This window comes from Vibrio aquimaris (assembly GCF_009363415.1).
In the GTDB taxonomy this organism is placed as follows: Bacteria; Pseudomonadota; Gammaproteobacteria; order Enterobacterales; family Vibrionaceae; genus Vibrio; species Vibrio aquimaris.
On sequence record NZ_CP045350.1, the window covers coordinates 1,475,564 to 1,496,224 of the forward strand.

At 41.6% G+C, this 20,661-nt stretch carries 18 protein-coding genes; 3 read left to right on the forward strand and 15 right to left on the reverse strand.

The annotated features are described in order from the left end of the window. Positions 1-19: 19 nt before the first annotated feature. From tssH to FIV01_RS06930, 15 genes are all read right to left on the reverse strand, one after another. A complete protein-coding gene (tssH, locus tag FIV01_RS06860) occupies positions 20-2,632 on the reverse strand; it encodes a type VI secretion system ATPase TssH (protein ID WP_152430334.1) in 2,613 nt (870 codons plus the stop codon). Positions 2,633-2,693: 61 nt separating this feature from the next. Then, positions 2,694-3,623 carry a type VI secretion system baseplate subunit TssG gene (locus FIV01_RS06865; protein WP_152430335.1) on the reverse strand — a complete coding sequence of 310 codons (930 nt, stop codon included), beginning with the start codon at positions 3,621-3,623 and terminating at the stop codon, positions 2,694-2,696. Between the two features lie 17 nt (positions 3,624-3,640). Further along, a complete protein-coding gene (gene tssF, locus FIV01_RS06870; RefSeq protein ID WP_152430336.1) occupies positions 3,641-5,392 on the reverse strand; it encodes a type VI secretion system baseplate subunit TssF in 1,752 nt (583 codons plus the stop codon). Next, positions 5,385-5,807: a type VI secretion system baseplate subunit TssE gene (gene tssE, locus FIV01_RS06875; protein WP_152430337.1), complete on the reverse strand. Its 423-nt coding sequence runs from the start codon at positions 5,805-5,807 to the stop codon at positions 5,385-5,387. The genes tssF and tssE overlap by 8 nt, the downstream gene beginning before the upstream one ends. Beyond that, positions 5,807-7,201 carry a type VI secretion system contractile sheath domain-containing protein gene (locus FIV01_RS06880; RefSeq protein ID WP_152430338.1) on the reverse strand — a complete coding sequence of 465 codons (1,395 nt, stop codon included), beginning with the start codon at positions 7,199-7,201 and terminating at the stop codon, positions 5,807-5,809. The genes tssE and FIV01_RS06880 overlap by 1 nt, the downstream gene beginning before the upstream one ends. 60 nt (positions 7,202-7,261) lie before the next feature. Beyond that, positions 7,262-8,740 carry a type VI secretion system contractile sheath large subunit gene (gene tssC / locus FIV01_RS06885; RefSeq protein WP_152430339.1) on the reverse strand — a complete coding sequence of 493 codons (1,479 nt, stop codon included), beginning with the start codon at positions 8,738-8,740 and terminating at the stop codon, positions 7,262-7,264. Continuing rightward, complete coding sequence (tssB, locus tag FIV01_RS06890; protein WP_152430340.1) at positions 8,740-9,243, reverse strand: type VI secretion system contractile sheath small subunit; 504 nt, start codon at positions 9,241-9,243, stop codon at positions 8,740-8,742. The genes tssC and tssB overlap by 1 nt, the downstream gene beginning before the upstream one ends. A gap of 19 nt (positions 9,244-9,262) precedes the next feature. Continuing rightward, entirely contained in the window at positions 9,263-9,784 is a 522-nt protein-coding gene (locus FIV01_RS06895; protein WP_152430341.1) for a type VI secretion system tube protein Hcp, read from the reverse strand. Between the two features lie 33 nt (positions 9,785-9,817). After that, positions 9,818-11,194, reverse strand: a complete 1,377-nt coding sequence (locus FIV01_RS06900) for a type VI secretion system protein TssA (protein ID WP_152430342.1) — start codon at positions 11,192-11,194, stop codon at positions 9,818-9,820. 290 nt (positions 11,195-11,484) lie between these two features. Further along, positions 11,485-11,787 (reverse strand): PAAR domain-containing protein, encoded by a 303-nt coding sequence (locus tag FIV01_RS06905; protein ID WP_152430343.1) that lies wholly within the window; start codon positions 11,785-11,787, stop codon positions 11,485-11,487. Then, positions 11,784-12,353 (reverse strand): DUF6931 family protein, encoded by a 570-nt coding sequence (locus tag FIV01_RS06910; RefSeq protein WP_152430344.1) that lies wholly within the window; start codon positions 12,351-12,353, stop codon positions 11,784-11,786. Before FIV01_RS06910 ends, FIV01_RS06905 begins: the two co-directional genes overlap by 4 nt. Before the next feature lie 4 nt (positions 12,354-12,357). Beyond that, the gene (locus tag FIV01_RS06915) at positions 12,358-14,340 is read right to left on the reverse strand and encodes a type VI secretion system Vgr family protein (RefSeq protein WP_152430345.1); all 1,983 of its coding nucleotides are present in this window, start codon (positions 14,338-14,340) and stop codon (positions 12,358-12,360) included. Positions 14,341-14,513: 173 nt separating this feature from the next. Further along, positions 14,514-15,326: a hypothetical protein gene (locus FIV01_RS06920; RefSeq protein ID WP_246210434.1), complete on the reverse strand. Its 813-nt coding sequence runs from the start codon at positions 15,324-15,326 to the stop codon at positions 14,514-14,516. A gap of 201 nt (positions 15,327-15,527) precedes the next feature. After that, positions 15,528-16,235 carry a substrate-binding periplasmic protein gene (locus tag FIV01_RS06925; protein WP_152430346.1) on the reverse strand — a complete coding sequence of 236 codons (708 nt, stop codon included), beginning with the start codon at positions 16,233-16,235 and terminating at the stop codon, positions 15,528-15,530. 97 nt (positions 16,236-16,332) lie between these two features. Continuing rightward, the gene (locus FIV01_RS06930; RefSeq protein ID WP_152430347.1) at positions 16,333-17,301 is read right to left on the reverse strand and encodes an IS30 family transposase; all 969 of its coding nucleotides are present in this window, start codon (positions 17,299-17,301) and stop codon (positions 16,333-16,335) included. 407 nt (positions 17,302-17,708) lie between these two features. Between FIV01_RS06930 and FIV01_RS06935 the strand changes: the two genes are divergently transcribed. The 3 genes from FIV01_RS06935 (at position 17,709) to prpC (ending at position 20,545) form a co-directional block, all read left to right on the forward strand. Next, positions 17,709-18,413: a GntR family transcriptional regulator gene (locus FIV01_RS06935; RefSeq protein ID WP_152430348.1), complete on the forward strand. Its 705-nt coding sequence runs from the start codon at positions 17,709-17,711 to the stop codon at positions 18,411-18,413. A 12-nt stretch (positions 18,414-18,425) separates the two neighbouring features. Next, the gene (gene prpB, locus FIV01_RS06940; RefSeq protein WP_152430349.1) at positions 18,426-19,325 is read left to right on the forward strand and encodes a methylisocitrate lyase; all 900 of its coding nucleotides are present in this window, start codon (positions 18,426-18,428) and stop codon (positions 19,323-19,325) included. Positions 19,326-19,417: 92 nt separating this feature from the next. Further along, a complete protein-coding gene (gene prpC, locus FIV01_RS06945) occupies positions 19,418-20,545 on the forward strand; it encodes a bifunctional 2-methylcitrate synthase/citrate synthase (protein ID WP_152430350.1) in 1,128 nt (375 codons plus the stop codon). The last annotated feature ends 116 nt before the right edge of the window (positions 20,546-20,661 follow it).

The following is a 20,661-nucleotide window of genomic DNA, read 5'->3' on the forward strand; positions in this document are numbered from 1 at the left end:
TGCTGCTCAGTCCCATATATTACTGAATGGTCAGTTCGAAGCCCATCTCAGAGTTTGCAGCTACAACAGAGACCTGAGATATAGGTTGTTGTTGACTCAGCCTGTTGATGCATTCTTCGGCGAGTTTTGGCATTAAGGAACGATTGATAATTTGCTCTACAGCTCGACCTCCTGTCGTTGGGTCGGTATTTTTCGCTATGACATAATCAACAAAACCTTTGTCCCAAGTAAACGAAGCCTGATACTGTTCAGCCAGCTTTTTCTTGATACGATTTAGAGATATCTCAGTAATTTTCGATAGCTCCTCATCATTAAGAGGGTAGTAGGGGACAATCGTTGTTCGGCCTAAAAACGCTGGCTTAAAATAGTGCTGCAAATCAGGACGGATAGCTTCAAGTAACTCTTCATTGCTCAAGCGCTCATTGCTATTAGAGCACGCGTCACAAATAGCTTGATCTGCGGCATTAGATGTCATGATTATAATCGTGTTTTTAAAGTCAACATTACGGCCCTCACTATCTTTTATATGTCCCTTATCAAAAATCTGATAGAACAGGTCGTGCACTCCTGGATGAGCTTTCTCCATTTCATCTAATAAAAGAACAGAGTATGGATTTCGACGGATAGCTTCGGTTAGTACACCTCCCTCTCCAAAGCCGACATAACCAGCAGGTGACCCAAGTAGCATTGAAATTTTATGCTCTTCTTTAAACTCGGTCATATTGATTATGGTTAGATCGTTGTTTCCACCATATAGCTGCTCAGCAAGAGCCATGGCCGTTTCGGTTTTTCCAACGCCACTTGGTCCACACATTAGGAATACGCCGATAGGTTTACGATTATCAGTTAATCCAGCACGTGATATGCGAATGGCTTTTGCTAATTCCTGCTTAGCGACATTTTGACCAATGACTCGTTTATCTAGTTCCTCTTCAAGTGACAATAAACGAGCGATCTCGTCGCTCATCATATTTCCGACCGGAATTCCAGTCCAATTGGCGATAACTTGGGCGATGGTATTTTCATCCACCATTGCATTAACTAGAGGCTCTTCTCCCTGCAGTGCTGTCAGTTTTTCAATAAGATCATTCAGTCTGTCTTGTTTTGGTTTATCGACTTGCTCACCAGTTTGTGCATCGCTTATTTCTTGCTGTAACTGCTTAATATCATCGACAAGTTGAATTTCTTGTTCCCAGCGCGACTGATAGTCACTGAGTTTCTTTTCATTGTCGGCTATTTGAGATGCTAATTGCTTAATTTCATCTTCAGAGGTAGCAAATAATGCATTTTCTTTTTCGAGTGCAGATTTTTCATTCTTCTGGTAGCGAACTGTTTGTTCAAGCGCTTCAATGACTTCTGGCTTTGCGCCTTGTGTTAAAGCAATTCGAGCACTTGCCGTATCTAACAGGCTGATTGCTTTGTCAGGGAGTTGACGGCTGGGAAGGTAGCGAATAGACAAATGGACGGAGGCATCAATGGCTGATTCCGTGATAAAGGCATCATGATGGCTCTGTAACGATGCTGCAATTCCTCGTAACATTTGCTTAGCGTCTTCTGCATTAGGCTCCTCAATAGAGACGACTTGGAAGCGTCGAGTTAGTGCGGGATCTTTTTCAAAGTATTTTTTGTATTCAGCCCAAGTAGTAGCGGCGATTGTCTTAAACTCCCCGCGAGCTAAGGCTGGTTTAAGTAAGTTTGCAGCGTCATTTTGGCCTGCAGCACCGCCCGCTCCAATTAGGGTGTGTGCTTCATCGATGAATACGATAATAGGGTGATCGCTATTTTTTACTTCATTAATGACGTCTTTTAGGCGGTTTTCAAACTCACCTTTCACACTGGCACCAGCTTGCAGTAACCCCAAGTCTAAGGAATGTATTTGAACACCTTGAAGGGCGCTAGGGACTTCATTTGCTGCAATTCTTAGCGCTAATCCTTCGACAACTGCTGTTTTACCAACACCGGGCTCACCAACAATTATTGGGTTGTTCTGTCTTTTCCGACATAGAATATCAATGGCTTTGCGAACTTCGCTATTACGCCCAGAGATAGGATCGATATTTCCATCAATAGCTTGTTGAGTAAGGTTAGTGGTGTATTTACTCAGTGCATCATTACCCGAAGGGGCTGTCCCATCTGCAGAACCACTATGGGCCGACGTTTTGGTTTTCGCAACGGCAGTTTTATTTATAAGGCCTTGTAACGATTCCAGAGAAACATTCTGTAAGCTTTCGAGCTGCAGTGTATTCATACCCAATACATTTTGCTGCAGCATAGCTTGGATAAGGTGTAGACTAATGATTTCACCATGGCCATAGTTAACAGAAGCTATCATCCACGCATCTTTTACGATTTCAGTCAGTGCTTGACTAAGAGTTGGTTGTCCCTCATTGCCTTTGGGAAAACGGGCTATCTTCGAAGATAACTCATTGATTAAGTTATCTTGGGACAAGTTTTGTGATTGAATGAGGCTAGCTAAGTGCTGATCTTGCTGTGATATAAGTTGCAATATCCAGTGTTCAGTCTCAATAGAAGGAACATTCTGATTCATTGCCGCGCCAGCTGATACTTCTAGTGCTTGTTTTAGCTCGGGGGAAAGCTTAGCGACTAAATTTGTTAGTGTAACTTGCGTCATACCGTTTTCCTTTCTTCTCAAAGGCTGTGATTACCTAGCTCATTATTTAACCTGAAGTGTTTCACTTCAGAAGGATACTTACTATGTGTTGAGGTTTTCGCTCTGGCGCAAGGCAGTCGACTTCGCCTAATTTTGCCGCGTTGTATTTATTACTCGAAAGCCTGGGGCGATTTAAATACTCCCTTTTCACATTTAGATAAACCGAGATTGGGGTATTATCGCCAAGATAATGCTGAATTAACTCTCTCATGTTTTTTGCGAGTAGGGGATCTGACTGTATAGTGATGAGTTCTTTTTCAGTCTTAGGCGTGATATAAACCAAAAGATGGCTGAAATGAGTCAAGCACGTGTTTCCTAGCAAAAAACCATGGCCCATTCTGCTGTTGTAATTAACATCCTTTCCCAATCGGGTTAGTGAGTCTCCAGGCAGCTGGCGTCGTTCGTTTATTTTTGTCGAAACCGTCATTCTAAAGGGAAAATAATCATTGAGTATTTGCGAGAGCGTAGGTAGATTCCTTTGCCCTTGATTGAGCAAAATGGAGTATTGGAAATACTTAGAATGCTTTCGGTCTAATGCTGCTAGATTGTTCAGTAAAGCAGTTTTCTCCGGTTGAATCTCATTTTGAATGACCAACCAGGCTCCGGTTTCTAAGTGACTGACTAATTCAAAATACCTTTGATTAAATACATCAAGGAAATCCTTTAAGGCATGTTCATCGCGGTGTAAAGAAGACAATAGTTCTTCATATATGTAATTTGGAATAACCCCTTTTACTCCAGATAAAGCTTGCTTTGCGAGACGCAACTTAAGCCGATTCTTTTTTAAAGAAAAATATTGGATTTCACTGGCATCACCGGTCGGCATGGCTTCTGCTTTCAATTCAAGCGTTATCCTGTTTGGATTTTGATTTGTCCAGTGGCTTAGTAGCCTCATCGCTTGCGCAAAGTCGTATTGTTGTGGGTGCTGCCTAAGATCGTTTATCAATGACATTAATTTCCAGTTAGCCGCTACATGGCTAACTGACTCCCATGTATTTTAGGATATTGCTTTACGACGCCATCTCTGCCGTAAATCCTGATCGATAGTTGTATATATCGGTCGAAACTACAAAATTGCTGGAAAAATCGATTAAGCACATCACAAAAAGCGAGAAAGCTATTTTGAGTATCAAGTGTCAGTTCGATCTCACTACCAGGTGAAAATACGTTTTTGCCCATGATTCGTATAGCTGATACTTGTGATTTAACCGATACACTATGTATTGCCTGTATTTCTTCAGCAGAAAGTTGTTCTCTGCTGCATAGCTGAAGCATTTGTTTGAGTGTTTCGGTAGGATTATCTGCATGCAATAGTGACGAAAAGTTACCATTTAGTAGACCAACAAATTGCCAGTGAAGGTTCAAATTCTGTTCACGCTCAATGGGAGCGGTGGGGGGATATATCGCGCTGAACGTTCCCAGTATATCAATGTTTTCTGAGCATTCCATTTCCCCATCGATTCCACAAGCTTGTTTACCATTAGTACAAAGTAGGTAGGTACCATACAATTTGCTAAATTCCAGTTCATGTGTTGGTTTGAGACTAACTGCCAGTCTAAATTGTCCAGATAAATCTCTAGAGCTTTGCCAGTAATCAGCATTGACGTCAGATTGATAACTATCACGAAACAAAGGTATTAATGGCTTTTCTCCTTGGGGAGTGATTTCAAATACCTCTTTTACTTCAATAACTTCTATATCGCTATCACTGTGTGCGTCAGCGTTGACAGGTATAGTCAGAGACCTTTGATCATAACTGGTAGGTTCTCCAGTTTGCTCAAACATGTTTACCGCAGGTATCACATCAAGTTTAAATACATGGTTGTCGAATAGGCGCATGAATTCAGCGGGAATTGCATTCATAAACAGGTTCAGTTTGACCTCTGAACTATCGAATTCTTTAGCGGCTGATCCAAAATCTTTTAGGCGGAAAAACTGGCGCTTTTCTTTGAAAAAGAAAAACTCACTGATTAGCTGAAAGCCTGAAAATTGATTGCCTTTTTGGGGCAGGAATAAAAAATTTAAGTCGCTGATCCTATTTTTTAGTTTTCCAGCAGGCATTACAATATGTTTATCACAGCTCATATCCGAGATTGATATGGCTTTTGTTTGCCCTAACAATAGCTCAACAATTGAGTCGGCATTATTTTCGAAACCTTGCACAAATAGATCAAGGTCTTGGTGATTGAGCTGAGAAAATTGAATACTAGGGTCGCCCGTTGAAAGTGACAGCTGAATGACGGCTGTCGATTGCTCAGTGCTGACGGGGCGGTTAAATTTAAACGGGGCACTTGATGCTGTGGTATCTATTAATTGAAATGGAGCTGTTACCAGTTTATCAACGGTCGTAAATTGACAGGTTCGACCTTTAGCATCTGAAGTAAAATGTGACCCTTTTGGAATAGTGGTTGACTCTGGAGTATCACCTTGGGCAGACAAATGCATGTAAGCTACACTCGGTATGGTTTGGGTGTAACTAGGGTAAATTACATTTAGCAGTCCCTCGACAACCTGCGGTAACTGCTCAGATAATTGTTTCTCTACCGTCGCGTTTAATAGTGAAACTCCATCAAGAAGCCTTGCAAGGCTCGGATCTTCAATTTTTCCTTGGTGAATATTGAGGCGTTCAGCATATTCTGAATGTTGGTGTCCAAACTGTCCGAGTGCACGTCTTACAAACGTTAGCTCTTGTTCAAAGTAACGCACTAAAGGATCAGTCATAGCTATCCTCCGTCATAATTGTTGTAAGATCGTTGAGAGATATTTTTGAATCAAAAATAAGCTCTTGTTCTCCTCTCGATGTATTGGCGCTAGCAATAATATTAAACACCAAAGCGTTTTCAGTTTCGTTGCGCTCTAGCAACTCTACTATGACCTGAGACAGGCGTGGTTCAAAATGGCGAATGTAGCTTTCTAGGCGAATAGCCAGTTGAGCTTGATCTAAACTGGCACTTAACAGCTGAACATCTTCGATCCCAAACCTGAGGTTAGAGCGATGAAGTTCGATAAACCTATCGTCGATGCTCAGCAAAGGAGATTCTGACTCAAGTAGCTTGGTTAGGTGGTACTTTATGTCTTCAACTTCTTCGGTTTGAGTTGAACCTTTTGAATCAATAAATGCTTTCCAAAATCCCATTAGCCAACCTCATCAAGCTCTGTGGTCAATACTACTTCACCAGTGAAGTGGTCATATTGATATTGAGGTACAATCCTAAGTGTGCAAATAAAGCTTCCCGCTTGAGCCTCCGACTTGGATACCGATACTTTCGCGAAACTAAGGGGGTATTTCGCGAGCGTTTCTTCATTTGCATAAGTGACATTACTAGAGAATTTTTCAATCCACTGTGTTAAAAAACGTTCACATTCGGAAGCGGTATTGAAGCTTCCCAGCATTTCTCGTACCTGTACTTTTAGGTAGTGTGCGATGCGGCAAGACATTAAGCTAGTTTGGATCTGTGTTAGCACTTTATCATTATCTGATGTTCCACTTTGCCAGATGGAATTATTACCGTTGAAAAAGTACTTGTCTGTCAATGGATTTTTGGTGAGAGGGATAAATCCGTGTTGGGCGTAAAATGTTGAGATCTTGCCAAATAAAACCACATTGGTTTGCGGTTCTCTGATGAATAAACAATCGTGCTGGTCGATATTAATGACCGCCCCCTGAGATTTATCATTCCAGCGAGATTTTAGAAAACCAAACCAGTTAACCCTATGGTATTCGCGCATTATTGTTGATAGTAGCGCAAACCCAGAATTCCCCCATAATCCACTACCAAATTCATTGTATATGAAACCTACCTTCATGTTTTTGTATTGATGCCTCATGCGTATTAAAGGCATTGCGAAACCTATAAAACGGCAACTTTGCTTACTACGAAGTGATTGCCACGCATGAAAATCTGGTCCTGCTAAGATTTTTTCGATTCTATCAATGTCAGAAAGCCAGTCTGCTCCAGACTCTACAAAAAAATTTTTATTAGGGGAAAAAATCATTGGGCATAATGTGGATTCACCAAGTTTACTTAGTAGTTCAACAGTAAATAGATCGTCATAGTCAGCGTCGAAATCCATATCAACTGCCACAGGATGAGTGAACAATATGCAACCAAAAGGCTGGCCTCCTAGAGTGTTAAGTTCCTTGTTACCTATTTTATTAAACAAATTTGATGCTTTGATATTGTATGCTTGATTGACATCAGAAGAGACTTCATGCCAATGCATATCTAGGACTTTGACTTTCACCCTTTGATTATTGATGGGCAAGCTCACAAGCCCGTGTATCCCTAACCAACTGCCATGTAAACTTTTAAACTCGTCATGATGAATGATCTTATCCATCTGGCTCGAGAGTTTCCTGTCTAGTAGAGAAATCATCTTGGCGACAAAATCGACGAGAGAAAACTTATTATCTAAAGCACTTGGTTGAAGTTCAAACAGTACAGACAGTGCCTTTCGAAGAAAGTCGCTGTCTGTACTGTCTATCTCCAGAAACTTTTTTTGCCAATCAAGATTTAAGTTCAGTTGCATATTATTCCTGAGTAATACAAACATATAAACAAGGCCGGGGTTAACCGGCCTGTAATTCGATTAGCCTGGTATTTTGGCAACCATTCGAACTGAGGTAGTTAGTTCTTCAAGTTGTAACCAAGGTCTAAGGTGAGCGACCGCAGAATAAGAACCTGGACGTCCAGGCTGCTCAACAACTTCTATTCTTGACTCACACAGGGGTGTTTTTGCACGTTGCTCATTACCAATCGCGCCAGCATTGGTGTACTGATCGATCCAAAGCTGAAGTTCTCGTTGAATGTCCGGAGCCTCCAAATTTGAGCCGAGCTTGTCGCGTCCCATTACTTTTAGGTAATGAGCGATGCGGCTACTGGCCATAATGTAGGGAAGACGAGCGGAAATTGCTGCGTTTGCCGTTGCATCTGGGTCAGTGTACGTTTTAGGCTTTTGAGCTGTCTGACCGCCAATAAATACACCGTAATTAGAGTTCTTATAATGAACGAGAGGCAAAAAACCTAAATCGCTAAGTTCTTTTTCTCTTTCATCAGTAAGATTTACCTCGGTGGGACATTGTTGGACAAGATCTCCAGCTTCAGTTTTGTAGGTTAGGTTAGGAAGGTTCTCGACTTTTCCTCCATTGTCCAAGCCTCGTATTGATGTGCACCAGCCTGATGCTGTATAGGCTTGAGTCATCTTTAAACCGAGGTCATAGGCAGCGTTGGACCAGACCAATTGGTCGTTGCTTGATGGATTTGGATTACCATCCATATCAGTAGCAAGTTCTTCATAGTCGAACAACTCTGTGCCAAGGCCTTTGTTACCATAAGGTAAACGTGCTAAGGTTCGGGGCAAAGTAAGGGTTACATACCTTGCATCGTCACTTTCACGAAATGCATTCCATGCCGCATAAGCAGGGGAGTCAAAGCCTGCTGCAACGGGTTTGCCTTCATCAAATGTGGTGAAGTCGTTAAATTCGAACATTTGTGCATTGGCTGCAGCAACAAAGGGAGCATGACAGGCAGCCGCTACTTCACCCATATAGCGAAGGAGAGCCACATCCTCATCTTTAGCACTGAATTCGTAATCACCGATGAAAGTTCCATAAGGCTCACCACCAGCGGTACCAAACTCTCCTTGATAAACAGCGTTAAACAGTGGGCTGCGATCAATTGCAGGCGCATCTTCAAATTGGTCGAGTAGCTCTTCCTGAGTGAAATCAACCATTTTTATCTTTAAGTCTCGACCGAGCTCACTTTCTTTTACCAGCTTCTGTAGGCCACGCCAAGAACCTTCGAGCTTTTGAAAGTCCTTCTGTTGCATTACCTCAGATAATTGCTTGGAGAGCTTTTTATCAATTTCTGAAATCGCATTTTCAATAGTCTTAGTAACATTTTTATCCCATGTTACTGTTCCAGAAAGCGCTTGTTCAGCAAGAACTGAAAATAGCTCCTTAGTTGTGTCGGCGGGGGTTTGAGTTGTTGCTTCTATCGCTCGGTCAAGAAAAGTCAGTGAGCCTTCTGCCGCTTCCGCTTGCGGTTGATTTTCAGCTTCTGTACTCATTATTCGCCTCCTTCCGTACTTACACCCAGTTCTTCAGATAACGCGTTGATCGTATCTGCACTCTGTAGGACTTCTTTAAGCAGCTTCTCTAAATCTCGCGAGCGATCCGCTTTGGAGAGAAGCACTTTTAGTTGGTTTCGGGTTTCAACTAGCTTTTTAAGAGGCTCTACCTGCTCTACAATCGCTTCAGGTTCAAAGTCTTTCATGGAGTTAAATTTGAGTGGAGCTTCAAACTGACTATCATCATCAGCAAGGACGTTGTCGACTTTTAAGGACAATTCTGGTCCCACACGTTTCATAACAGTATCAAAATTATCTTTATCAACGTTGTAAAAAGTACGGTCTTCAACGTCTTCTTTGTCTTGCTTATGGCCTGAGTAGTCACCAATTACCCCAACCACAAATGGGAGTTCTTTGGTTTCTACGGCGCCATTAGTTTCCACATCGTAAGTAATACTCACTCGGTTTTTACTTACACGTTTGTGCTGGGAATTCAGTGCCACAGTGGGCCTCCTTACTTAGTTAGTTAGCAGTTGAGGTGACTTTGGCTGTTGTTGCATCGAAGCCAACTTCTGGCCCTTTCTCAATCTTACCGCCATCGGCTTCAATGTAGTAAGCTTTGGATATTTGGGTATAGGTTAAAGAGAAAGACTCATTGGGCAGACTACCGTCAGAGCCAACCATGTTGTAGCTAGACATACGCGCTGCTTGAAGGGTAAGGATGAGGTAAGGGTCAGCGCCTGAACCTTCTCGGTTTGGTTTAGTCATGACAATTTCAATGACTTTCCCTTCTGGACCAGGAGCGTAAAGGAATGTAGTTAGATAAGGGGTAGCACCATCACACCCCCGAGTAATGTTGATTTCACCTAATGCAACCATTCCTTGGTCAGCGTTATTGGCATTGCCGACATCAATCCCGACACCGCGTACAGCATTCCAAGTGACAGAATCAATAGCGAAGAACCCGTCTTTACCACCGATTTTGTCTACTGTCGCCGCACCCTTTGGGGTAGTGCCATCAATTCTCATAAAAATAGAAGCCATTGTGTTCTCCTTTGCTAATTAGCATGTAGTGTGCTACCACTCGAAATTACTAATCCCACTATCAGACTGAGTATTTGTGTCATTTTGAGAGGGACTTTCACTGTGTGCTACAGTCTCTGTTGAGTCTGAATCTTTCAGTGGTTGTGTGTTTACATCTGTCTCTACAAGCCCAGACGGTTGGGTGAATGCTCTATGTGGTGATGGGGGAAGACTACCAAGCTTTGTGGGTTCCAAGTTATCCATACCAGAGACCTGATTGATATGGGTAATGACTCCTGAATTGCCACCTGTCATCTCGTTTAATAGGTCAGGTAAGCTCATATGGCCCCAACGAATTGCACGTTCAAGTAAAAATGGGATAGGGCTGTGCGGCTCTGTTTTTTGAAAAAAACGTGAAATTTTACGTAGCTCGTGAAAGGCTTGGTCGCGACTTGAAATGACATTTGCAGAAGAAGCTGATTGAATGTTATTACCCTGTCCAGATGTTGCGGTTTGAGTACTTGCTTTTGGAGACTGAGTTACGCTAGAGCTCTCAGCCGGAGTTTCTGGGCTTTCAACGCTTACTTCGTTTTGTGTTGACTCATAAGTGATCATTTTAAAATTACTGTCTAATGGCCAAGGTGCGAACCTATCACCAACTAAGTATTGTATTGCATTGAGAAGCTCCGAAATATTGGCTTTGGCATACTTAAAGCTGATCGGAGAAACATTTACTTTCTGGCATGCCTGAGCGATGAGTTTTTCGGCTGTGTTGAAGTTCTGATATGCAGTAGCAAGATTGCGTACGACATCTTCCATCTCGTTTGAATATAGTGAATACGCTGACTCTTTAAGCTCAGATAGGGTTCCGCTTCGCTCTGCTCTTAAAAAATCACCAAATGTAACGTGTCCTATAAGGTCGGTCATTTGTAGTGGCATGAAAAGGGCAGTTGAATCTTGGGTTTCCCCCACGAGTTGAAGAAGCGGCTTGATCCTAAATTCCGTTAGCTCTTTATTACGTCCATCTTCGTCATTACTTTTTAGTTTATCTTCAGGAGGCCGAGGGTGAAGGGTTTCCCAAAATTCTCGGATAATTTCTACCAAAACTTTTGTTGCATCAGCGAGGTTAGTATAAGGGGAAGAGGTAAATAGTTGGCTGGTAATAAACCAACCGAGTAGTTCGGTATCTTTTGTTTGGGATGTTAACGCGTCAAATGTGGTAGTGCGCACTAAATTCCAATTAGTATCGTTTGCTTCGATAAGCGCTTCGTCACCTGAAGCGTCAGGTGTTTCAACTAACTGTCGAAATGATGATTGAGCTGTATTGTAATGATTTCGCAGGGTACGGTAAGCGCTTCTATCCAACTTGAGATAACTACCTGATGGTTGCTCTTCAGATATAGGTTTCAATAACGCATCAACATCTACCATATACGGTCCATTTTTAGCCTTTGACAAGAAAAATGTAATCTATTCAGTTATTTGTTATTTGTAAGTAAGAACCTGCATCTAAAATTCTAGATGGTTTTCCGCAAAAAACTTCATTGAATTCATTATTTTATTAAAAGGGTGATCGGTTTCTAAAAACTGATGTTAAATCTTGTTAATGTGGTTAATTTATTTAGTAATAATAATAGGTTACATGTTCATGACATTCAAATATGAGCTATTTCAATAGCTCATATTTGACTATTTTATCATTCTAATGGACGTGGAAACAGTTAACCCCCGATAAGAACTGTCGGCATTCCGAGAACAATAGAGCCGCCATGTGCGGTGGTATCTCCCATTCTTGCTGCGGGCTTACTATTAATTAATACGGTAGCACTTCCCTTAACGATTGAATCCGGCGGGCCCACGCATACAACGATATCCCCAAGTGTAGCTGCTGGCATATTTCCTACCAGAACAGTCGGAGCACCAGGTCCAGTAATTGGCCCACCAACATGAGGGATAGGAGGAACCGCGGGTGTTTGCATTGGGCATACATGCATATCTGTAAGTCTGGCGGCAGGAAGAGTCATATCAGACCTCCGTTTCCACCTTGTGCAATATCAATTGCTGCTATAACGGCGTTTTCATAATAGGTGGAGGTTTGATCCCACACTGGTAGTGCAGCGGCGTGATTAATGGCTCCCGCAACCGCTTTAGCGTACAAGTATGGATCAGGTAAGACAGTGGGTAAGTCTGGCGCCACTATACTCCCAGAGCCGTTCCAAAATACTGCTTGGCTAACCCAAGATGGTCCACAATTTAATTCTAATCGATTGGCCAATAACTCAGATTTTCTGCGCAGCTCTTCAGACGGAGACAATGCCCAGTACTTTGTAGTATCCAATGCCATCTTTTGAGTGTCATTCCAAACATCATTGCGTGAATATAGACAACATAGTGCCCACCAAATACTTTCTCTGACAGGTAACGCATGGGCGAGAAACTGTACTAGATCATTATAAAGTTCTGACTTTTGCAAACTTACTATCACTTGATCTATCGGAAGTTCGTCATTGATACACTCCTTAGCTTCCTCAGAAGCTTGAAACCTTGGAATAATTTGAGAACTGCTTTGATAGGGAATTTTTTTATACATAGTTTTAATTAACCTTAACAATCGCACCTTTCAATTCACCTAATACACCGCCGTCGAAAGTTCCTTTTAGACCTGATTTGAATTCCGCGCTTAATGAACCTTCAGCACTTAACGTGGTGTCCGCTTTCATCTCTATGCTTAGCCCTTTTATAGTATTTGAAGTGGTTGCTTCAAGTGCTGTAGTCGTGCCTGATATTTTATTTGCGGATGTCGCTTTACTGGTAACATTGGTGCCTTCTAAATCCAGCGCACTGCTTGCTTTTATGTCTATGTTTGTGGCTTCTATTGATATTGAAGAAGAAGACATAGATATTTTGCTGGAACCAACCTTCAAATCAATGGTGTCATCGGCCTCTAGCGTGATGGTCTTGGCTGAACCACTCATATCCTTAGTAACAGATAAAGTATAGGTATCTTCGGTTGTTATTTTCATAGCTTTGGTAACGGTTTGGCTCAACTCTCCTTTCACGGTTTCTGTATGGTTATTTTCAATTTCTTGTGAGATATCTTTTGCCGCATGAAGGTAAATAAGTTCATTGTCCTTTTTGTCATCGAAATAGAGTTCATTGGCCTCTGCGGTTAATTTAGTTTTTATACCGCTTTTGGTTGTATTTGCTTCTTTGTAAGGAGGAGCATTATCGCTGTTATAGACACTTCCAGTGATAATGGGTTGGTCGGGATCCCCATCAATGAACGAAACTAACACTTCTTGACCTACTCTAGGAATAAACTGTGCACCATAGCCACTACCAGCCATCATTTGGGCGACTCGTACATAGCAACTGGTTTTGTCACCACTGGCTTCTGTATCCCAGTGGAATTGAATTCTTACCCGTCCTTGATCGTCTTGATTGATCTCTCCTGCGGTGTTTCCTGCAACAGTCGCGCTTTGTAATCCTTTTACAGACTGCTTTCCTCTGGGCTTTGGATGATTGGGTGTCGCTTTTGGTATCAGTCGAACTTCGGTACTACATTGAACATTGTCTTTGTAATGGGTGGCTATGCCAACGACGGAAAAATCACCTAGCTGTGATTTATCTAAATGGCTACTTAGGGAAAACCAAGTAGCGATATCAAACATATCGTGTTTGGCATGAGCTATGACGGATTGATAGTCTTGTTCAACGTATTCAATTCGTCGTTTAGCGAGGTTACTTGAAAGATCCGTCATGTCGCCGCTGATACCTAGCTCCGGATAAAGCACAGAGGTCAATTTGGTGTTGTTTGCTACTGTATTACCACTTTTTTTTGCTTTACTCGTTACCAGCTTGGACTGCGAATAGTCATAAGCTGTCAATTCAATGCTGGCGCCATGAAATTCCATGACAGGTACCCAAGACTCTATTAGTGGTAGGCTTCCAGAAGGGGTCTCTTGCATATCAAATTTTGCGACATCTGCTTTGGTATATGGCGAAGTGGCGTCTTGAATCACCATTGTATGATCGCCGGATTGATGCTCGAAATAGAAGTGCAATCCTTCTTCTGCAAGTAATCGAACAACGAAGTCATAATCTGATTCATTGTACTGCAGGCAATATTCTCTTTTTGTCGAAGGTAAACTAGAAAGTTTATATTTGCCCTTAAAACCAGCATTATCAAAAATATCGCTAATTATATCTTTGGTCGTTTGAGTCTGATAAACACGGAACGAATGAGTGTGTTTTAGTAGCCAAAACCAAGGCTTGAGTATGACGCGAAACTGCAAGAACTGGAAGTTGGCATCTAAACCCATTTGTTCAATACGCGTTATTACTCCATTGAATGTTCTCTGCAGTTTGTTGCTGCCAGATTCATTACTATATCGATTGACAGTTAAGAGTTGACCTAGTTGGTCTTGAGCATCAAACGTTGAAGAGACAATAGTTGCAGTGATTTCAAATGGAATGGACAGAGCCTGAGTGACGGTAAAGTCACTAACTAAGTGTTCTTGGCTTTTATAATCTTTTGCAGACATTAAACCAGCCGATGCTGAATACTTATCAGGCATAGAATATCCTCATATTAAAAATTCTTTTTAAATTATATTGATATGCGTAAATTTAATCCGATTAATACAAAGTAGCAGTTAATTTAGAGTTAATAAATCTAGCTTGCTGGGATACTCGATGACTCTCATTAAAAGTAAACTAATGTGTGAACTAGCTTGATGTTTGCGCAAATTTATCTGCTGTCTACGATAAGTAAGACGGCTTTTTCATAAGCAAAACTCATACTTTTGATTTCATTTTTACTCTGCCAAATAGACTCAACAGGTGGCAATATCACGAAAAATACTAACGGTTCATGGTGAAGAGAACGCCAACGTCGGTCTAAGTCATTTTTCTTATGTATGTTCATATTGACGGTAAGAACAAGGCTACCTTGGGATAGTTCTGAATTAGGGATTTTTCCCAGTTCGTGCACCGCCCCCCAAAGTGTATCAAGCGATCTTTCTTGGACACTTCTTAGGAAGAGTTCAAATTCGAGACCAACTGAATCATTGTGAATCGTTGTACTCAAGCGATGTTTTAACCTAACACCATCAATAAATGGAAGGGCACGCTCTGCAGTATTGGTAGCGTTTTTAGATAACGGACAAAGCTGAATAGAACTGTTGGGGTGCTTGCTGGTAAAAACCTCACAAGTAAATTGTTTGATAATTGACTCTAGCGCATTATGAAACAGACTGCTTTGAACATCACTTAGCGATACAGCAGAACTTACTTCTGCTTCATTGAACACTATCTTAGCTACGTCATTTACGCCTTGATAGTCTGAAACGCTGACATAACGATTTGATTTGATGGCTTTGATAACAACATTGTTTGTCTCTATTAAGGTAAGGCTTTGATCTGAAAAAATACTATGTGATAACAGAGGGTAATATGGCTCTCTTGTGGTCGAAGAAAAGTAAGAGCATGAACTAAGAATGATACAAGCAACAGTTAGGCCCTCCGCCACATGAAACGCAACACTTCTCCCTCTATGCAGCATCTAGGTGCTGCATAAATATAACGTAATGTGCATAAAATTTTAGACTCGCACGTCTATAGAGCGTCAACTATTCAGAATATCACCCACTATAGCGACCATGAATCGCTCATGGTATCGAGTAAGCAGAAGAATTTCTTCCGACCTGATGTGATATTTAGTATCAAAGCTCACATACCGTTTGCTAGGGAGCCAAAAGGTAAATTACAGATTGGCATTTATTCTATCAATTGTGTCTTTTTCTACTTTAAAACTACAAAGTAGATATCTATAGTTTCCTTCGGGCATATCGTTAAAGCGTACGACCTTAAATGTATCTTTCTGAAGTTGCGGACTTTTTACTACACTGATAAACTCCTCCTCTGTAATAAAAGTGTAGTCAGCTCTACCTGAACTAATCATTTTAATGATTTGGAGGTTACTACCAACAGTTGAGTATGTCTTAGGATTCAGCCTTTTTATTTTATCGTCAATAAATTCGCCATATGAAAACCCGTCTTTTACTAATAGCTTTAAGTTGGGGTCACTTAGAGTGTGCTCAATCGCCTGTCCAGAACTGATCTTATCATTGTCAGCATTAGCGATAGCGGTCATAGGCTTATCCCGATAAATAGGCGCTGAAAAATGAGCAAACTGCTCACGATCTGGCTTTTTAAACCACCCAATAGCACATACTTTGGCCTTATTTTCTTTCAAAACGTGCATTTGTCTTTTGGTCGGTATTTTTTTTAGGTTAAAATTTATGCCTGCCTGCTCAAAAGCTTTAACAACGGGTCCCCCTGTTAATCCTGTCAGCTCGTCACCATTCATCATCATGTAAGGGACTCGGTCATTGTACATTAACTCTATTGAGGCGGAAACAGAGAGTGGATATAGGATGAGCAGTGATATTATAGCCGTAATATTTTTCATTTATAGATCTCCGTAAGTCACTTACTACTATATATGATAGGTACAATTACCCAGATGACAAATCATACCAACACGTGAAATACAACACTTCCACTTTCTATTGTTCGGCATTCAGGTATTGTACAAATATATCGTAAGGTGAATAAAACCCTAGACTCTCACGACCACGAGTATTCAGAATATGTTCTATTCTAGCCAGCTCTTCATCGCTTACGTCATCAAAGTCAGTGCCTTTGGGCAAGAAACGACGAATTAGTCCACTCGTGTGTTCGTTCAGGCCTCGTTCCCATGAACTATATGGTTTCGCAAAGTAAAAGTCTGCACCCGTTATCTTCGCAATCTCTTCATGCCCAGCAAACTCTGTTCCATTGTCAGCCGTGATGGTCTTAAATTCATAGAAAGTTGACCCATCAACTTCTTTAAAGCCTTCTATGACCGCTTCCGCCGACTTGCTTTTCAGTCTTCTTATTGTGACCACTTTGCAGGCTTTATCGACAATAGTCAGCAGCTGAGATTTGTGATTTTTCCCAACGATAGTGTCAATCTCTACATGCCCTATTTCTGTTTTTTCATCGGCTATAGCAGGCCGTTCGCTGATGTCTACTCGGTTCTTAATCGTTGAATGTACCGTCCCTGAGCGCTTGTAGGGCTTTCCTCTACGGGGTAAATCTTTACGTAGCGACTCTCCTTGCTCTTCAAGGTGCTCGATGTATCGATACAACGTATTCTCACTGACATGAGTTTGATGTTTCAAAGCTAGCTCACCACTGACAACATTGGGAGATGTGTGGTTGGCCAGGTTTTGTCTTAGGTAGCCATCAACAAAAGAGTCAATGTGTTTGAAAGCCTTTGATTTACTGGCCTCTGTTCTTCTCAGCTTGGCCAATTTGTCGACAGCTCGCCAACAATACAATCCATTAAAGTCATCGGGAGTATTGCGCCTCAATTCCCTCGAAATTGCAGATGGACTTCGTTCCAGCTCTCTAGCTATCGCTCTCATTAATACATTTTCTGCTCTACGTTTCTCAATGTAGAACCTGTCCTTTGATGTTAGATGTTCAGCCATCTCTCTCACTATAATTAAAACTATGAATAAACATGCTGAGAGCAGTATAAATCACTCAGCCTTCATAGGGTGATCAAGTGTTGCGTTTCATCTGGAGGAAGGGGGTTAGGATTGTCGCTTTTGTTATGTGGGGGCGCATTCGACTACCTTCTCCTTACTGCACTTACCAAAAGATATTAGCGACATGCTCATTTGGGTTCATATTATTTCTTGTGCTAACCCTAGCTCAAGTCACAAAAGTTTATGTAATGAATTTAAATCCTCTCTGGCAAATATGACCCATGATCGATATCTATCATCTCATTGGGAGTATTGTCGACAATGATCTGGTTTTAAGCGTAAAAGCGTGGAATTTTCTTACTCAATCCATAATATTGTAGACAATATACTAAGGCCACTCGTTAATCATGAATGAAGAACTCACGTCTCGCATTAAAATACGACTCGCAGAGAGAGAAAGCACTAAGTCTGAAAATTTAACCGAGCTTTTAATAGAGGCAATTGTTACCGGAGCAATACATTCTGGCAGCAAGATTTCTGAACCCGACTTAGCCAAACGTTTAAACGTGAGTCGAGGGCCTTTGAGAGAAGCTTTGATGAGGATTGAAGGGTTAGGGTTAATCGAACGAATTCCTCATGTGGGGGCGAGAGTAGTTAAGTTATCCGCTGAAAAATTAGTGGAAGTGTATTCAGTTAGAGAGGCACTGGAAGGTATGGCTGCTAGGTTAGCGGCTAGACATATATCAGAAAGCGAGATATTTGGCTTAGAGACATTACTCGCCAAACATTCTAAGCATATTGATGAGGTTGAGGGGAGCTCGTATTTTCACCAGCAAGGTGATTTCGATTTTCACTATCGTGTAATATTGGCCAGTCGTAATAGTAAACTTATCTCCTTATTATGCGATGAGCTATACCATTTACTTCGTATGTACAGATATCAATCTCCGCGTTCTCAATCCAGGCCCCATGAAGCATTAAGTGAACACAAACTGATACTTAAAGCGATAGAAAATCGTGACGAAGAATTGGCTGAGCTTCTTATGAGACGACACATTTCAGGCAGTAGAAAGTTAATAGAACAACAAATTATAGTGACTCAAAATGATTAGAAGGAAATAGTCATGGGTTTATCTCAAGGTGGAAAGTTTAGGGCAGCAGTAGAAAAAAATACTCCATTGCAAATTGTTGGAGCTATCAATCCTTACTGCGCAATGATGGCAAAAAATTTGGGGCATCAAGCCATTTATCTATCTGGTGGTGGTGTGGCCAATGCTTCTTATGGGTTACCGGATCTCGGTATTACCACCCTTAACGATGTTTTAGTGGACGTAGAACGCATCAGCAACGCGTGTGATCTTCCTCTTTTGGTCGATATTGATACAGGATTTGGTGGGGCGTTTAATATTGCGCGCACAATAAAAGCAATGGAAAAAGCAGGTGCGGCTGCAATACATATGGAAGATCAAGTTGCACAAAAACGTTGTGGTCACAGGCCCAACAAGGCGATAGTCAGCCAGCAAGAGATGGTCGACCGTATTAAAGCGGCAGTCGATGCCCGTCAAGATTCAAATTTTGTCATTATGGCCAGAACAGATGCGCTTGCTGTTGAAGGGATGGACAAAGCGATAGATAGAGCGATAGCTTGCGTTGAAGCTGGGGCTGATATGGTATTTCCTGAAGCAATGAACAAACTCGAGCAGTATGCACAATTCTCCAAAGCTCTTTATCAGGCCATAGGTAAAGATGTCCCAATATTGGCTAACATTACTGAATTTGGTCAAACTCCTCTATTCAACACCCAGCAGCTAGCAGAAGTGGGAGTTGATATGGTGTTGTATCCACTCAGTGCATTTCGTGCCATGAACAAAGCTGCAGAGACTGTTTATTCTCACCTTTTAAAAGAGGGCAATCAGGAGGAGCTCATTGGTATGATGCAGACGCGAAGCGAATTGTATGCTCATCTTAATTATCATGATTATGAACAGAGATTGGACAAGCTTTTCTCACAAGAAAGTGACTGACATGGTGTAAAAAGTTTAATTATTCAATAACGTTAAATGAGTTTGGCGACCAGTAACTAAATTTAGTTTGCCAAACAGAAAAGGAGTTCGATATGTCAACTAAAGAGTTAGGTGGCGCAGGCTTGAGAGGCCAAAGTGCTGGAAGCACAGCGTTATGTACAGTAGGTAAAACAGGAACCGGCCTTACCTACCGAGGGTACGATATTCATGATCTCGCGAATAATGCACAGTTTGAGGAGGTTGCACATCTGTTATTGCGTGGTCACCTTCCTACGCAGCAAGAACTAGATGCTTATAAAACACGCCTGATCAGCCTTCGTGGTTTACCTGAAGAGGTTAAAAAAGCGCTTGAACTCCTCCCACGCGACGCACACCCTATGGACGTGATGCGCACTGGGTGCTCTGTTTTAGGAAACATTGAACAAGAATCTGACTTTTCTGAGCAACTTAATGCGACAGAGAGAATGTTAGCTTTGTTTCCTGCAATTATTTGTTACTGGTACCGGTTTAGTCATGATGGAGTGAAAATTGACACGCAAGATCAGTCACAAAACTGTATTGGTGGCTACTTTCTGAAAATGCTGACAGATAAAGACCCGAGTGAGCTACACAAGCAAGTTATGCATTGCTCGCTGATTTTATACGCAGAACACGAGTTTAATGCGTCGACTTTTGCAGCGAGAGTATGCGCATCAACCCTTTCTGATATTCATTCATGTATTACGGCTGCAATTGGCACGTTAAGAGGGCCTTTGCATGGTGGTGCCAATGAAGCGGCAATGGATATGATCCAAGACTGGCAAACTCCCGAAGAAGCTGAGTCTAATATCATGCGAATGTTGGCCAACAAAGATAAAATAATGGGTTTTGGCCATGCTATTTATAGAGAAAGTGATCCGAGAAACGCATTAATTAAACGTTGGTCTAAAGAGTTGTCAGAGCAGGTAGGTGACAAACACCTATACGCTGTTTCTGAACGAGTAGAGACCGTAATGAAACGCGAGAAAGGATTATTCTGTAATGCTGACTTTTTCCATGCTTCAGCCTACCACTTTATGGATATCCCCACTAAATTGTTCACACCAATATTTGTTATGAGCCGTTTAACTGGCTGGGCTGCTCATGTGTTTGAACAGCGGGCAAATAATCGCATTATTCGCCCTAGCGCAGATTATACAGGGCCAGATGCACAAGAATGGCTACCTATCGATAGAAGATAGGAATCTTACGACTTTACTAAGGCTTGTGTTTCTATATCAAGCCTTTTTATTGGTTCATACCGAGTTATACATTCTAGGCTTAGGTCTTTTATCAGCTTGACCGTTTAACCTGTTCA